Origin of the sequence: Parafrankia sp. EUN1f (assembly GCF_000177675.1) — a bacterium.
Lineage (GTDB): Bacteria > Actinomycetota > Actinomycetes > Frankiales > Frankiaceae > Parafrankia.
Genome location: NZ_ADGX01000187.1, coordinates 1 through 15,252, shown reverse-complemented (window position 1 = coordinate 15,252; position 15,252 = coordinate 1). Strand labels below are relative to the sequence as shown.

The window sequence follows — 15,252 nt, the reverse complement described above, 5'->3', positions numbered from 1 at the left end:
GCTCGTCGTTGCGCCGGACCCGATGTGGCCCTGCGGACAGCTCGGCAAGCGTGCAACGGCGGGATGACCAGCACCAGGGTGATGTCGGTTCCAGCCGCAGGTCCGGGCCGGGCAGCAGCGTGTGGACGGCGCTGGCGCCGACCAGAAGCACCGGGGCCCACCCGGCCAGAACTCAGCAGAGCCGGCGGGGCGTGAGATCGTCGTCGAGGGGAAGCGGGCCGGTGACCGTGGCGGTCACCTCGATCGACCGGAGGGCGATGATCCCTCGCAGGACGTTGAGGAAGGCCGTGTCGGTCGCGTCGCGACCGGTCGCGATGCGGACCATGCCCTGGCGCGGGGCTCGGCGGGTGGCGTCGTAAGTCCACCACGCGCCGTCAGACCATGCCTCGAAGACAGCGTGGAAGTCCATCGGAGTCAGGCCGGGGGCATACACGGCGACGAAGCGCGCCGGTATTCGGAGGGCCCTGCACAGCATGATCCCGAGATGGGCGAAATCACGGCAGACGCCCTGCCCGGTGAGCAGGGTGTCCTCGGCGGAGTTGTGAACGTTACTTGAGCCCGGAACATAGCCGACTCGCCGGTGGATCCACTGTGTGATCGCCTCCATCTGAGGTCGCCCGGGCGGCAGATCACCGAACTCGGCGACCGCGAAACCGATGACCTGATCCGACGGACAGTAGCGGCTCGCCCGTAGATAGGTCAGCTGCTCCAGCCCAGGCAGCCCGGCCACGCCAGGCGCGTCATGGCTGCTGGCCACGGCCGGTTGGTCGGCGGGCTCAGGCGGGGCGCCGAGTTCCGCCCGGTAGGACACCGAGAGGACTCCCCGGGGTGCGCGCAGAAGATGTACCCGGCCGCGGTGCGGCGCGGCCAGTTCAGCCGGCCTCGGGAGCGCCTTCCCGCCAGCAGTCACGTCCAACCGCTCGGCACGGACCACCCGACCATTGGCAGCCGCTGCCTGCAGGGCGAGGTCCGCGGGTTCCTCGACCTCGAACGTGAGGTCGCAGCTGACCACACGGTCGACCGCCTCGCCGCCGGGCCGCGTGAACGGTCGGCCCGGCAACGAAGAACCGGTCATGGGGACGTCACCCCGGCGGTGCGTAGGATCGCGTCTGTCGGACCGGTCAGCGAGCCGGCGCTTGCCAGGCGTAGCACTTCATGGGCGCGTGCGGGTGCGGTATTGGGCGGAATGACCAGCAGGCGGATCCAGGGCCGGGTGCCGGCGCCCAGCGTGACGACCCGGGGGTCGAGGGTCCGGAAACAGCTCACTTTCAGTGCGGGCAGGCCGGATAGTTCGAGCCGATCCGGTATGTCGGCCCAGGCGTCCATGTTCACTGACATGCGGGCGACCGTCCTGCCGGCCCGGGCCAGGGCGGTGACGAGCCCGGGAAGCTCGGCGGCCAGCTTCAGTGATCGCGGCCACCAGCTCCCATCAAGTGGCAGAGCATCTGTGCCTGGAGCCAGCGACAGGCGTACTTCGTCACTTGTCGTCGAGAACGCCGGATCCATGGCCACTGGCTGCGTACCCGGTATGGATGAGGTGACCGGCGGCAGGTCGGGAGCACCGCCGTCGTCATTGAACCGGTCGAGGTCGACGCGGTCGGGAGAGGAAAGGATGGGATGTGCCGTCACGACGGCCACCTAACTCCGGTGTGCCCGCCGGATGGCAACGACTGACAACCAGATCGACACTGTATCGATATCCATATATATATGAAGTCATCGGTCTCGCTTCGGCCTGCGCGCGGGTAGCGCGTTCGACTCCGGCCGCGAGACGTCCACCAACGTCACCTCAACCAACGGCTACTTGATGACGGCATCAATCGGTTTCCTCCGAACTCGGGCACTTCCGGGCGCGCTGGTTCCATACCACCCTCCCCACACGTTTCGCATCCAAACCGGCTCAGGCGCGCGGCCTCCAGTCGTTCAATCGACACCCTGATGGGCTGGCATCGCGGAGGATTTGCTGACGTTTCGGATCACCAGTTCAGGGTTTACCGCGCCCGCTGGCACCGGGAAGTCGAGCGGTTCGAGGTCAGCGTCCTCCCTCCTTGTAGCACGTGTTCGGGCGGCCGGGTCGAGCCATCTCGGTGGGAGCCTGCCGCGGCTTTTGTTGACGGCGGGCGATCCGGCGGAGTTGGTAAATGCGGCCCGTTCCAGGAATCGCGATCAGCAACGCTCCCGCGATCGCCGCGAACAACATTGCGACCGCGAGTGGCAGGTGACCGTTGAACCACAGGAACGACACGCTGATCCGCTGGTCGTTCTGCAGAACGAAGATCAGGATCACGACGAGTAGCAGCGTGAACAGAATCGCCGCCGTCCACGTTCGGCTGGTGCGCGTGGACCGCAACACGTGCCGTCGCGTTGTGGACTCCGTGCGCTCCGTCCCGGGTGATCGCCGCTCGGGCGGCGGCTCGACGGTTGTCATGGCTACTCCTTGCCTCGGCCTCGGCCAGGCAGCGCGTGTGGATTGTCGTGCGAGGTCACCGCGGCCCTCGGTGCCACGCGACCGGTCCCGGGCGCGAGCAGGCGCTGCAAACCCCGGGTAGCCGCAGCCGCAGTGGTCTGACCGGGAGTCGGGTGGCCGGCGGTGTTGGCCCGGCGTGCACATCCAGCCGGTCGACCAGGTGGGTCAGCTCGAAAAGGTGGTAGATGTGGGGTCGAGCGGAGATGACCACGATGGGAACACTTCTACGGGCTGCCTGCTTCGCGACGCCGACGAGAATGCCGAGGCCGCAGGCATCAAGGAAGGAAACGCCGTCGAGGTCGACCGTAAGCATCTGTGGTTGTTGGTCCAGCGCGGCGATGAGTGCCGCGCGGAACGCCTCGCCCGTGGCCATGTCGATCTCACCGTGGGCGCGCACGATCGCTCTGTTCGGCGGTGCGTAGATCTCGATGTGGAAGCGAGGGAAGAACGTGACGGGAGGCTGCGAGAACAGGGCACACATGTAGGAAGAGACTTGCCGCACGGTCACCAGGCCTTCGCTGAACGAGTATGGCGCCGGTGCAAGCAGCCGACGGGAGCGCATGGCGTCCGGACACTCGGCTGGCTACTCAAACCTATTTATTAGAGTAGTAGATTTTAAGCCCTCGCGCCAGAGTTCTTCGTGTTACGTGCGGATCGGGTGATGTCGAGCCGGTTTGGGCGAGCCGCTCCGCCCGGCGAAAAGATGATCATCTTGCTGATGATGACAGCTGCCCGACCACGCGGAGAAGAGCATCGGATCGCCTCGCCACCGGCGGCTCTCGCTCATTACTGCACCGAAACCCGCAGGCGGGTGGCTATCTCACAGATCCTGTGGTACCGGGTCGGACGGCCCGCGCCGGGGTTGGAGCGCGAGCACCGCTGTGCTGTCGACGGTTCCGTCGACGACGCCGCGAGCCAGGTCGGTGAGGCGGGTGTTGGTGTTGCGGGCGTGGCGGCGAAGCCGGTTGAAGGCCTGGTCCATGTGGAGGCCGCCGCGTTCGGCGAGGACACCCTTGGCTTGTTCGATCACGATACGACTGGTCAGCGCGTGCTGTAGCTGCTCGGCGAGGATCTCATGGTGGCGGATCGCGCGTTCCTGCAGGATCGCGATCGTGGCCACGTCGGCGAGTGCCTGGCCGACGCGTGCGTCCGCGTCGGCCAGCGGTCCGGGGCCGGCACCGAAGAGGTTCAGCGTCCCGATCACGTCGTCACGCAACCGCATCGGGAGCGCATGAACCGAGCGGTAGCCCGCGGCCTGCGTCCCCGCCACGAAGATCGGCCACCGATCCGCGGCGAGGGCGACATCGGGAACGGTCACGGCCGTTCCGCTGCGGAAGCAGTCCAGGCAGGGTCCCTGGTCGTGTTGAAGCTGGAACAGCTCGAGCAGGCGGCTGGTCTCCGAGGAAGTTGCTACGACCTGCAGGGTGCCGTGTGCGTCGGCCAGGAGCAGGCCGGCGGCGGCTACGTCGAGCAGGTTCACACAGTGATGGGCCAGCCGGTGCAGCAGGTCCGCGACGTCGTAGTCGGCAACCAGGCTGTCGGCCAACGTAACGAAAGCTTCGCTCAACTCCTGTTCCTGACCCACGGCTGCCTCCGCCCTCCCCTCACGTGCCCCGCGAGGAGCCCACCCTTCCATCATCCGGACAAGCCCCCATCGAGACGCAGCCGGCGTGCGACGATCTCGCGGGCGACCTCGTCGACGGTCAGCCCCGCGGCGAAGGCATGCGCGCGCAGCCGGACGAGAGCCTCCTGCGCGCTCACGCCGAGCTGCACCATCGCCATCCCGGTCGCCTGGTGCACCTCAGCCCGGTACACCCCGGTGCCGTCCAAGCACTCACCAGGCAGCGGGTCGACCGGAGAGAGCGGGTCCCTGGCCTCGGCATCGATGATCGTCAGGGCCGTGACATCCGCGACGACCAGCGCGTCCCGCAGCGTCTCTCCGCCCAGAGGCCCCGGCCGCGCACAGAACAGGCCGACGGCACCCAGGCGGATCGCACCGATCTGCAACGGAAACGCGAAGATCGCCTGAAAGTCGGCTGCCAGAACCGCAGGGGTGAACATCGGCCAGCGTTCCCCCCACGGCCCGGTCAGGTCCCCAACCAGCACCGGGCGCCCAGAGCGGACGGCATGCCAGCAAGGTCCCTCACCAAGGGTGAACTGCAGATCGTCGAGACGGGCGCAGATCGGATCGCTCGCACCGGAGAAGCCCCGGACGGCGGCGGCGGTCGTCACCGAGATCGCGGCCCCGTCCACGGGCAGCGCCGCCACCACACCGACGCACAGCCGATCGAGCGCGGCCGCGTCCCTCCACGGCTCGGCCAGCAGGGCACGCAAGTCACGACGCAGGCGACCAGGCTCACTCACGCGCTCCCTGACTGCCACCCGGGCCCGGTGCGACGCCCATCACATCCCGCGGAATGTCAGCCACCCGAAACCCGGTCGCGACGTCTACGGTCATCGTTATTCCTCTCACCGGACCGACGCATCAGCGAGAGGGAACCCGGACCAGGCATACAGACCAGACCCGGACGAGAACGCGACCATGCCAGCGTGGTACCCGCACGCTACACCCCGGTGAACCGCCTCGAGCTGGTCGAAGTTCTGATCTCGAAAGAGATGGGTGCTGTGCCGATCCCCAACAAGCACCCGCCGAACTATGGGACTGCTCGAGAAAAGGCGGGCCTCCGATGATCTTCACGGGAAGAGGAGATCGCGGTCAATGCAGCTGGTCGAGTCGGCTCGCGACAAGTGGGAACTCTGCTTCGAGGAGCGTCAGGAGCTGCTGCCGGATTCCGCGACCTCGATCATGTCGACGAGGTAGAGCTCGTCACGCCGCATGGAGGACCCGTGCCTCGGCAAGCACCCGGTCGCGGATGACCCACTTCAACCGGGACTTGGGCACCAGGTCGACGTGACGGCCGACGACCTTCTCCAGATCGTCTCGGAGGTCGACGATCCCGAAGCCAAGAGTCGAGTCCGGCGCCAGCACATACAGCAGGTCGACATCCGATTCATCGGTGTCGTCTCCCCTGGCCACCGAACCGAAGACGGACAACTCGTGACCCCAGCCTGCCCTGGAAGCCAACCAACCGCCTCGAGCCAGCTCCACGCCGCCGAATCGCTGGAAGCCACCCAACCACCCCGGGCCATCCCCACGCCGGCCGGACGGGGGCTTCGGGGGTCGCCCCCGAAAAACATCGCGGCCCGCCGCGAAGCTGACCAAAAGTCAGCGAGCACGACGGGCCGGCTCGTGGAGGTGAGGGGACTCGAACCCCTGGCCTCCTCCGTGCGAGGGAGGCGCTCTACCAGGCTGAGCTACACCCCCTGGAAGCAACTGAAGCTTACAGGACGCGGGAGGAAAGTGGGTGGGCACCCCCTCCTGTCGTTGTCTCGTCCGGTGAGTGGGCTTCTGACGGCGGTGTTCCAGTGGCGGCGAGGCCCGGCTGGTCGACGCCGGTGGCTCTGGCTGTGGCCAGCACGGAGTACGTCCGTTCGGTGAAGGCCATGGCGGGTTCGGCCGGCTGGACGGCTCTGGCCGGCCTCGGTTGACGGGGTGTGTGGCCCTGGGCTGGTACCAGGCGTGGGGCGGGTGGCTGGTGGCCGGTGGCGGTGACGAGGCCGGCCAGTACGAGCATGGATTCGAAGATGGCGGCGGCTTCGGCGGCGGCGAGCAGGCCTGCCTCGTGGCCGCGCCAGCCGCGGGACCGGGCGCCGTCGAGCACGATCCTCGTGTCGGGCCGCGGTTCGGGTCCGTCGCCGTCCCTGCCGCTGCCAGGCTCGCCGCCGCCGCTGCCGCCGCCGCGGCTGGGGCCGGAGTCGGGTCCGGGGCCGACGAAGACCAGCCGTCCGCCGGTGGGCACTGTCCGGTCCTGTACCGGGCGGTTCTCCCACAGTTCGAGGGTTTCCTCCGGACTCCAGGCCTCGTCTCGCAGCGGGGTCTGCCACGCTGCGCGCCCGGGCCGATAGACGTCCAGGTGCACCCGGACGCCACGGCAGCGGAAGTGCAGCCCGGTCCCGTCGGCGGTGACGGCCTTCAGGTCGATGGGGACGGCGCTGCTGCCCGGGCAGGTGACGAATCCGCGGTCCCGCAGCCGGGCGAGCCAAGATTCGAATGTCAAGACAGGAACTCTCCTCCTGCCGCTGTCCGCTCCGTCGCCGGTGGCCTGCACCGGCCAGCTCCGACCACCGGCTGGTGGTGATCGCGGGCAGGTGGTGCGGCGGACCGGGCTGCGGGCGGATCCGACGGCACGACATCGAGACACGCAGTGACCGAACCTGGAGGGCTAGTGCCATGAGGAGCAGGCGGCCATCGATGGCCGCGCGGCTCGGCGTTGGCACGTGATCACGTTTCTGGCGGTCCCGACCGGCTGTGATGACCGGCGGGCGGGTTCGGTGCGTGGATTGGCCCGATACCGAACGTGATCCGGAGGCCCCTCACGCCCTGGCCCGCCAGGCTGAGCCTGACCGGGCGACGCCGGGTGGCCGTTGTCGGCGTGGAGGCGGCGTCAGCGGGCGCGAGGGCAGGGACAACACCGCGTACAGGCAGCCGCCAGCTCCGTGCGCCGGGAACCGGCGACGGAGGCGAGCTGCGAGCGGAGTGTCACCAGGCCATTATGCACGCGGACGGCGTCGAACGCCGTCCGCGCCCGGCTCAGGATGTCCGGCCGCGCGGCGATGTCGGGCCGCCGCGCGGGCGCTCCGGCACGCTGGCCTGGCAATGCGGGACTTCAGCGGCTGCCCGCTCGACCGCGGGATGTTGTCAGGCTCACGGCTCGGGTCAGCTGCCGACCGCGTGGCGGCGCAGCAGTGTCTCCAGCTCGTCCGGGGTCTGCCCCTGGGCCTGGTCCGCCGGCGTCGCGGTGGCCGAGGTGGCCGCGGCCCCGCTCGCCGCCCCAGCGCCGCTTCCGGCCGCGGTACCACCGGCCGCGGCGGGCGGGATCAGGCCGCCGTGGGTGCCCGGTGGATGGACCTGGACCCGCCCGGGACGCGAGGTGTTCGGGCGTGCGCCGGGCCTCGGGACGGGCCGTTGCGCGCCGCCGGCGCGATACCCGGAAGAGCCGGAGCCAGAGCCGGCCGTTCCGGTGGCGACGCCGGGCGCGGGCGCCCCTGAGCCGCTGTCGGCCGCCTCGGCGTACTGGTGGCTGTTCTCGTAGCCGTGGACGTCGTGGCCCTGGCCTTCGCCCTGGGGCGGGTACTCGTAGTACGCAGCCTGGTCGACGTCCGCGGAGTGGTCCGGGTGGCCGCCGTAGGCGACCTCCTCCGCGTGCTCCGCCGGGTAGCTCGCCTGGGCCGTGTACTCAACCTGTTCGGCCTGGACGTACTCGACGTACTCGACCGCCCCCAGGTGGTCACCGTGCCCTGAGTGCTCGCCGTAGGCCGCGTAGGCGGTACGGGTCACTGTCCGACCGGTGTAGTGGATTCCAGCCGCCGGCTGCGCCACCGCACCGTCGGCCTCGCCCTCGTAGCCGTCAGCCGCGTGGCCGTCAGCCGCGTAACGGTCGGCCGCGTAACCGTCGGCGTCGTAGCGGCCGCCCTCGTAGCCGTCGGCCGCGTACTCGTCGGCCGTGTACTCGTCGGTGTCGTAGTCACCGGCGGAGGAGTCGTCGTCCGCGTCATCGTCAGAGCCCTCGGGCGAACCGGCCTGGTAGGAGCCGTCGCCGGCGTGGCCGCGGCTGGCGGCGCCGGCGAGATCCACCGTGTCGGCCCGGGCATGCGCGAGGTCCGCCTCGGTCAGTTCGCCGCCGCTGTCGGTGGACAGCCGCACCGGCGCGTAGTCACCGCCGCGCGTCATCGTGCCCGCCGACCCTGCTCTGGCCGGCGTGGCCTGCCCCGCCGCTCCCGCACCGCCGGACCAGCCCCGGATGCCGCCACGGGCTCGTGCGGCCCGGTCGGCGGCGATGCGCCGGTCCAGCTCCGCCCTGGACCGCAGCAGCCGCCGGTGGGCCTGCGCGGACCGGCGCAGGTGGGCCACATAGCCGACCGTTCCGACGTCCACGATGAGTTGGACGACGATCCACATGCCGCCGAGACTGGCCGCGAGGACGACGCTGATCGGCATCGCGACGAGCAGCACGAGCAGCCGCTGCCGGCGCAGCCGGATGAGTGCGGTGTGCTCCGCCTGCACGGCGCGCACGGCCCGGTCGGCGGAGACGTTGCGCAACGCGCCGGACCGCGGCCCGTACAGGTGAGGTGCCGGCTGGGCGTCATCGAACGCGTCCGTCGCCGCCGGATTCCCGGAATCCGCCGTGGCGCGGGAATCCGCCGAGTCGGAGGAATCCACCGAGCCGGCGCCTGCGTCCGAGCCGGCGCTTCGGTCCGAGCTGGGGCCCGATGGTTCGCCTGCGCGCGAATGCGCCATCCCTGAAGCCTCCTGTGCCCCCGCCACCGGGCTCTGGGATGTGGCCCTGGTGAGCGGGTCCACCCCGCCGCGCGGCGAGACGCGCCGGGAGAGCACCCGCATTGCGGTGGAGAAACGGTCCGCGGACCGCTGCTCCACCGCCGAGTCATGGTGCCGCAGCCACATGGGGATGAGCACGAAGCCCCACACGGCGACGATCGCGAGCCAGATGAGCGCACTCATTCGATCACGATCCGTGACAGCCCTGGGACGTCGTTATGTGACTTGACGTCGCCAACCCAGCACGAACCGCCCACGCCGACGGAGCACCCTTCACCATTGCCGGCGCCTTCACCGTCGCCGGCGAGAGTGGAGCCGGCCCGCACCCGCAGGTCGCGAGCCGGGCGCGGACCGGATGCGCCGGGCGCGTGCCGCGCGAGCGAGCGGACCACCGGGATGCCTCTTCTCGATGTCGTCGTTTACGATTTCGTGCCCGACGCTAGTGAGCGCAATGCGCGCGGTCACCGACCGGAACCCCGCGTGTCGCACACGTCGGCGAGGTTCACCGGATGGTCGCCCGCTGTCAATCCGAGGTGGCACCGATGTGGCCCGGGCGATGACCCCACCACCGGGCACACCGGTACCACGACGATCACCCAACGTAAGAAGTCATGCCCGCGAGGCCTTTCCCACCCGGGAACGGGCCGTGGACGCCTTCCGTGGCCACCTCCCGGTGGCCCCGAACAGGGTTGCCGTCAGTGCCCGGCGCAAGGCATCGCGACCTCGTGGAACGGTTTCAGGGGCGATTCGCGACGGTAGGGAGAAGCATCAGGGGAGCCCGCCGAGCGAGACCATCCCCACCTTGGAAGGTGCGGACGAGGCCCCGCGGTGCGCCCCCTTCAGGAGTGGGCCGAACGGGCACGGCTCCAGCGCGCCAGCAATCCGCCCGGGACGTCCTCGGTCGTCAGCGCGAAGCAGATGTGGTCGCGGTACTCGCCGTCGATCGCGAGAAACCTGCGATGCAGGCCCTCCTCGCGGAAGCCGAGCTTCGTCAGCATCCGGCGGCTCGCCGCGTTCTCCGGTCGGACGTTCGCCTCCAGCCGATGCAGACCCACCGGCCCGAAGCAATGGTCGGTCACCAGGGCCAGCGCGGTCGGTGTGATGCCCCGGCCGGCGCGGGCGCCGTCCAGCCAGTAGCCGACCTGGGCGCTGTTGAAGGCACCCCGGACAATCGTCGACACGGTGAGCTGGCCCGCCAGCCGCCCGTCGATCGCGATGACGAACGCGAGCGCCGCACCGGCCCTGGACTGCGCCCGCAGGCGATGCATCATCTGCGAGTACACGCTGAAGGTCTGGTGCTCGTTCCAGGTCTCGCGCACCGATGGGGCCCCGGGCCGGGTCGCCTCCCACGGCGCGAGCCAGTCCGCGTTGCGGCTGCGCACCTCGACCCAGGCTCCGGCGTCACGAAGCCGCATGGGCCGCACGACGACGTCGCCGTGACGCAGCACAGCCGGCCATCCGGGTGCGCTCACCCGCCACTCCCCCCGCCGCTGTCGCCGGCGTGACCGGTGCTGGCGGCGTGACCCGTGCTGGCGGCGTGACCCGTGCTGGCGGCGTGACCCGTGCTGGCGGCGTGATCGGTGTCGCCGCGCAGCTGGGCGAGGGCGTGCGCGACGACCGGGCCGAGCACGGCCAGCCCGTCACGGACTCCGCCGGTCGAGCCGGGCAGGTTCACGATCAGGGTCGTCGCGCGGGTGCCGGCCAGGCCCCGGGAGAGGACAGCGGTGGGCACCTTGTCCCGCCCGGCGGCCCGCATTGCCTCGGCGAGCCCCGGCAGCTCACGTTCGAGCAGGCCCCGGGTCGCCTCCGGGGTGACGTCACGTGGCCCGAGACCGGTGCCGCCGGTGGTCACGACCAGGGCTGTGCCGGCGTCGACGGCCGCGCGGATGACGGCGGTGATCTCGTCCTGCTCATCCGGGACCACGACCGGCGCCGGCACGTCGAACCCGAGCCCGGCGAGGCCCTCGACGAGCAGCGGACCCGACCGGTCGGCGTAGATCCCACGGTGGGCACGGTCCGAGACCGTCACGACCAGCGCCCGGGCGCCCGGCGGCGGACCTGGCATGCCGCTCACCCGCTCCCGCTCTGGCTCTGGCTCCCACTCGGGCTCAGGCTCGGGCTTCGGTGCCAGTCGCCGGATCTGCCGCCGGTCTTGGAGACGACCCGCACCCCGGTGAGCTCGGCCTCGGGATCGACCGCCTTGACCATGTCGTGCAACGTCAGCCCGGCGACCGCGACGGCGGTCAGCGCCTCCATCTCCACCCCGGTCCGGTCGGTGGTGCGCACCGTCGCCGTGATGTCGACCGCGTCGTCGAGCACCGCCAGCTCGACCTTCACTCCCGAGATCGCGATCGGGTGGCAGAGCGGGACCAGGTCCGGGGTGCGCTTGGCACCCATGATCCCGGCGATGCGCGCGACGGCCAGCGCGTCGCCCTTCGGCATCCCCTCGCCACGCAGCAGCTCGATCACGGCCGGCGAGGTCAGCAGCCGCCCGACAGCGGTGGCTGTCCGCGTCGTGACGTCCTTGGCGGAGACGTCGACCATCCGCGCCGCGCCCTGGTCGTCGACATGGGTGAGCCGCACCGTGTCACTCACCGGCGGTCCCACCGGTCAGCGCCGAACCCGCGGAACCCGCCGAGGCAGCCGACGCGGTTGACGCGGTTGACGCGGGGGCCTGGGGCCCGGCCCACTCGGGCTCGGCCAGCAGCAGCGCGGGCAGCACCGTACCGGGGGACACCTCGACAACCTCCTCGGGAACGACGAGCAGCGCGTGCGCTGAGGCGAGCCCGGACATCTGATGGGCGCCCTGGCCGCCCGCGTACGTCGCGACGAGCTCTCCGCCGGCATCGCGCTCAAGACGGACCCGGGGAAACGTACGCTTCCCAGGCTGCGACTGCACAACCTCACCCACCTTTACGGCGAGGGTGTTCCAGATCGCCGCCGCGCCTTGGCCCTCGGCGGCCGTCTCGGAGAATGGCGCCGATCCCGGGGACGTCACCGATGCCGGCAGGCCACGCATCCGCCGCAGCGCCGGCCGGACGAACAGCTCGAACGACACCAGGGCGCTGACGGGGTTTCCGGGCAGGGTGAAGACGGGCACGCCGCCCACCACCCCGAATCCCTGCGGCTTGCCCGGCTGCATGGCGATGCGCTCGAACCGGATCTCGCCCGACTTGCTCAGAACCTCCTTGACCACGTCACGCGCACCGACGCTGATTCCGCCGGTGGTGATGACGACGTCTGCGTCCTTGAGCACCTGCTCGAACGCGTCGGCGAACGCGTCGGGATCGTCCGAGACCCCGGCGAACCTGCGGACGATCGCTCCCGCCTCATGGGCCGCCGCGGCGATGGCGTGGCTGTTCGAGTCGACGATCTGCCCCGGCCCGAGCGGGGCGCCGACCTCGACGAGCTCGCTGCCGGTCGACAGCACCGCGACCCGCGGCCTCGGATGGACGGGGGGACGGGCGATGTTCACCGCGGCCAGCAGCCCGATCTGGGCGGAGCCCAGCACGGTTCCCGCGGCCAGCACGAGATTCCCGGGCGCGATGTCCTCACCGGCGCGCCGGATGTGCAGCCCGCGCCGGGGTGCCTGGTGGATCCGCACGCTCTCGGTGCCGCCGTCGGTCCATTCGAGCTGGACGATGGTGTCGGCGCCTTCCGGCAGCGGAGCGCCGGTCATGATTCTCGCGACGGTGCCGGGTACGAGCGGCTCCGGGCGCACCGGTCCGGCCATGATCTCGCTGGAGACGGCCAGCGTCACCGGGTTGGCCTCGCTGGCGGCGGCCACCTCCGCGGCTCGGGCCGCGTATCCGTCCATCGCCGAGTTGTCGAACCCGGGGACAGCCACCGTTGCTCGGACGTCGGCCGCCAGCACACACCCGTGTGCCTCGCGCAGCGCGGTCCGACGCGGGGACATTGGCCCGATTACTGACAGAATGTCCGATGCGTGCTGATCTACCGTTTTCACGTACACCGTCCGTTCTTGACACTTCTGTTCTGGCCGTTCGTCCTTCGCGTCAGCAGTGAGCGGTACCACGGCAACACGGCTGTCGGAGCGGTTCCGGTTCCGGTTCCGCCAGCCGTTCACCAGGGGTGGATTTCCACCCCGACGGGGATGCTGGACCGACTGTGCTTCCAGCGCCCCGCACATTTGCGCACGAAGATGTCCCGACAGTCTGCTCGCCAACACCAATGCGGCGGAGCAAGGGTCCAGACAAGTGTCCGGGTATCGCATAATCGGAAGTGCCTGGTCACGGCTCGTCAGCACACGATGCGACCCATTCGCCGCCGGTGCGGGCACCCTCGGCGGAGACCGGACCGGCGCTGTTCGACGGCCACCGGGCGCGGCCACGACGCTCCCAGCGAGGGTTCACCGCAGCCATCCGTCCGACCGTCACCGGCCGGCCGCCGGCTGTCACCGGCAGCCGCTCCGCCGACAGCTCCTTGTCGCCGCCGACAGCTCCTTTACCGCCGCCGACAGTTCCCGGCCGCCGCCGGCACCTACCGGTAGGCCACGCCGATCCGGCGCGGGCCGATCCGGCGTGGCCGCACCGTCAGGCTTCGGCCTTGGGCCCACCGGAGGCGACGTACTCCTCCAGCCACGGATAGAAGTCGGGGCCGAGGTCCTGACGCTCACTCGCCAGCCGGACGATGGCCTTCAGGTAGTCCAGCCGGTCACCCGTGTCGTAGCGGCGGCCGGTGAACACGACACCGTGCACGGGGAGCTGGGCTCCCGGGTCGTCACCGGCCCGCGTCGCCAGCGTCCGCAGCGCGTCGGTGAGCTGGATCTCGTTGCCCCTGCCAGGCGGCGTCGACCGCAGGATGTCGAACGTCTCCGGCGGCAGCACGTAGCGCCCGATGACCGCCAGGTTGCTGGGCGCCTCCTCGACCGGCGGCTTCTCGACCAGGTCCGTGATCCGGACCGCCCGGTAGCGGCCCGTGGGCTCGCTCGCCGCATCCCCCGACACGGCCAGCGGCGCGACGGTGGCCACGCCGTACATCGACACGGACTCCTCGGGCACCTCCATCAGCGCCACCACCGCACCGCCGTGCCGCGCCTGCACGGCGAGCATCTCGGCCAGAAGCGGGTCACGCTCGTCGATGAGGTCGTCACCGAGCAGCACAGCGAAGGGTTCGTCACCGACGTGGGCAGCGGCGCAGAGCACGGCATGCCCGAGGCCCCGCGGTGAGGCCTGGCGGACGGAGTGGACCTCGGCCAGCGCCGCGGACGCGCGGACGCGTTCGAGCCGGGCTTTGTCACCCTTGCGCTCAAGGGCGAGCTCCAGCTCCGCCTCCCGGTCGAAGTGATCCTCGATGGCCTTCTTGGAGCGGCTGGTCACCAGCAGCACGTCTCGAAGGCCAGCCTGTGAGGCTTCTTCGACAACATATTCGATCGCCGGTCTGTCAACGACAGGAAGCATCTCTTTGGGAACCGACTTCGTCGCGGGCAGGAACCGGGTTCCCAGTCCCGCGGCAGGAATGACCGCCTTCGTCACCAGCATGGGCGAAACCTTAGTCTGGCAGGGCGTCCCGGAGCACCACGGCACCGATACACAGGACATTCACAACGAGCCGTGGGCCCGGTCCAGCACGATACCGGGCCCGGCCACGGCGGCAGCGGGTGCCTGACAGCCCGGCCACCATCGAAGGCCCGACCACTCGACACCCACCGTCCGGCATTGCGATCAACCGTCCGCAGTCGGTTCGTCACGCTCGCCGGACGCGTACCGGAAGCCGCCCGCCGCCCCGGCGGGTCAGCGTCGGGCAGGTCTCCACGTGCGGGTCGATCACGGTACCGTGAGGCCTCGCCAGTGGGATGTCAGGCCGGTGTCGTCTTTGTGACCGTCACCGACAGCATGAAGGCGCACGACGCGGGAAGTCCGAGCAGTCGGGAGGCGGGGCCCGACATATCGAGGGCTGGCCACGCTCGAGCGCGCTGAGGGTGGGGATGGCTGTGACCGGAGGAACCGTCACCGGCAGTGACGTGGTAGGCCGGGCTGGCTCTGGCCAGGCCTCGGCAGCCTCCCCCGGCCCCTCACCGACGGATCCCGGCACGGCCACGGGAACAGGCTCCGGCGGCACGGTGTCCGGCAGTGCAGCGCCCGGTGGCGCAGTGTCCGGTGGCGCAGTGTCCGGTGGCACTCCGGCGACAGCACCCCCGGCGCCGTCGCCCGCGCTTTCCCCGTCGGCCGAGTGGCCCGGCCCCAAGAGCGAGATCCGCCGGCGCCTGCTGGCGCTGCGGCGCGCGGGCGTCACGCCGGACTCGGCGGTCCTCACCGAACGGGTGCTGGCGCTGCCCGAGGTCGCCCGGGCCAGGTGCGTGGCCGCCTACGTCGGGATGGCGGACGAGCCCGACACCGCCGAGCTGCTCGCCCGGCTGCGGGCGCGC

General features: G+C 70.5%; 14 protein-coding genes, 1 tRNA gene and 1 pseudogene. 1 reads left to right on the top strand and 15 read right to left on the bottom strand.

Going from position 1 to position 15,252, the window contains the following annotated elements:
- Positions 1-172: 172 nt before the first annotated feature.
- The 15 genes from FREUN1FDRAFT_RS33720 to FREUN1FDRAFT_RS33645 all read right to left on the bottom strand — a co-directional run bounded on the left by FREUN1FDRAFT_RS33720 (position 173) and on the right by FREUN1FDRAFT_RS33645 (position 14,365).
- Positions 173-1,075, bottom strand: coding sequence for a transglutaminase family protein (locus FREUN1FDRAFT_RS33720; protein ID WP_050796149.1), 903 nt, complete (start codon positions 1,073-1,075; stop codon positions 173-175).
- A complete protein-coding gene (locus FREUN1FDRAFT_RS33715; protein WP_006544839.1) occupies positions 1,072-1,629 on the bottom strand; it encodes a DUF5994 family protein in 558 nt (185 codons plus the stop codon). Before FREUN1FDRAFT_RS33715 ends, FREUN1FDRAFT_RS33720 begins: the two co-directional genes overlap by 4 nt.
- A gap of 403 nt (positions 1,630-2,032) precedes the next feature.
- A complete protein-coding gene (locus FREUN1FDRAFT_RS33710; RefSeq protein ID WP_006544838.1) occupies positions 2,033-2,428 on the bottom strand; it encodes a lipopolysaccharide assembly LapA domain-containing protein in 396 nt (131 codons plus the stop codon).
- Between the two features lie 55 nt (positions 2,429-2,483).
- Positions 2,484-2,975, bottom strand: a complete 492-nt coding sequence (locus FREUN1FDRAFT_RS40435; protein ID WP_157475717.1) for an STAS domain-containing protein — start codon at positions 2,973-2,975, stop codon at positions 2,484-2,486.
- Positions 2,976-3,287: 312 nt separating this feature from the next.
- On the bottom strand, positions 3,288-4,103 hold the full coding sequence (locus FREUN1FDRAFT_RS33700) for a GAF and ANTAR domain-containing protein (RefSeq protein ID WP_050796146.1): 816 nt from the start codon (positions 4,101-4,103) through the stop codon (positions 3,288-3,290).
- Positions 4,103-4,831 carry a GAF and ANTAR domain-containing protein gene (locus FREUN1FDRAFT_RS33695; protein ID WP_006544835.1) on the bottom strand — a complete coding sequence of 243 codons (729 nt, stop codon included), beginning with the start codon at positions 4,829-4,831 and terminating at the stop codon, positions 4,103-4,105. Before FREUN1FDRAFT_RS33695 ends, FREUN1FDRAFT_RS33700 begins: the two co-directional genes overlap by 1 nt.
- Before the next feature lie 463 nt (positions 4,832-5,294).
- The gene (locus FREUN1FDRAFT_RS33690) at positions 5,295-5,552 is read right to left on the bottom strand and encodes a nucleotidyltransferase family protein (RefSeq protein ID WP_006544833.1); all 258 of its coding nucleotides are present in this window, start codon (positions 5,550-5,552) and stop codon (positions 5,295-5,297) included.
- Positions 5,553-5,718: 166 nt separating this feature from the next.
- Positions 5,719-5,792 (bottom strand) — tRNA-Ala (locus tag FREUN1FDRAFT_RS33685).
- Positions 5,793-5,808: 16 nt separating this feature from the next.
- The gene (locus FREUN1FDRAFT_RS47090; RefSeq protein ID WP_063745376.1) at positions 5,809-6,585 is read right to left on the bottom strand and encodes a hypothetical protein; all 777 of its coding nucleotides are present in this window, start codon (positions 6,583-6,585) and stop codon (positions 5,809-5,811) included.
- A 659-nt stretch (positions 6,586-7,244) separates the two neighbouring features.
- The gene (gene glpR, locus FREUN1FDRAFT_RS33675; RefSeq protein WP_006544831.1) at positions 7,245-9,047 is read right to left on the bottom strand and encodes a gephyrin-like molybdotransferase receptor GlpR; all 1,803 of its coding nucleotides are present in this window, start codon (positions 9,045-9,047) and stop codon (positions 7,245-7,247) included.
- 656 nt (positions 9,048-9,703) lie between these two features.
- On the bottom strand, positions 9,704-10,336 hold the full coding sequence (locus FREUN1FDRAFT_RS33665) for a GNAT family N-acetyltransferase (RefSeq protein WP_006544829.1): 633 nt from the start codon (positions 10,334-10,336) through the stop codon (positions 9,704-9,706).
- Positions 10,333-10,929, bottom strand: a complete 597-nt coding sequence (locus tag FREUN1FDRAFT_RS33660; RefSeq protein WP_006544828.1) for a molybdenum cofactor biosynthesis protein B — start codon at positions 10,927-10,929, stop codon at positions 10,333-10,335. Before FREUN1FDRAFT_RS33660 ends, FREUN1FDRAFT_RS33665 begins: the two co-directional genes overlap by 4 nt.
- Positions 10,930-10,934: 5 nt before the next feature.
- Complete coding sequence (gene moaC / locus FREUN1FDRAFT_RS33655) at positions 10,935-11,408, bottom strand: cyclic pyranopterin monophosphate synthase MoaC (RefSeq protein ID WP_232295534.1); 474 nt, start codon at positions 11,406-11,408, stop codon at positions 10,935-10,937.
- A gap of 43 nt (positions 11,409-11,451) precedes the next feature.
- Positions 11,452-12,780, bottom strand: coding sequence for a gephyrin-like molybdotransferase Glp (gene glp / locus FREUN1FDRAFT_RS33650; RefSeq protein ID WP_006544826.1), 1,329 nt, complete (start codon positions 12,778-12,780; stop codon positions 11,452-11,454).
- A 637-nt stretch (positions 12,781-13,417) separates the two neighbouring features.
- Positions 13,418-14,365 carry a UTP--glucose-1-phosphate uridylyltransferase gene (locus FREUN1FDRAFT_RS33645; protein WP_006544825.1) on the bottom strand — a complete coding sequence of 316 codons (948 nt, stop codon included), beginning with the start codon at positions 14,363-14,365 and terminating at the stop codon, positions 13,418-13,420.
- Positions 14,366-14,976: 611 nt separating this feature from the next.
- Between FREUN1FDRAFT_RS33645 and FREUN1FDRAFT_RS33640 the strand changes: the two are divergent.
- A pseudogene (locus FREUN1FDRAFT_RS33640) lies at positions 14,977-15,252 on the top strand (5-formyltetrahydrofolate cyclo-ligase); the annotation flags it as partial.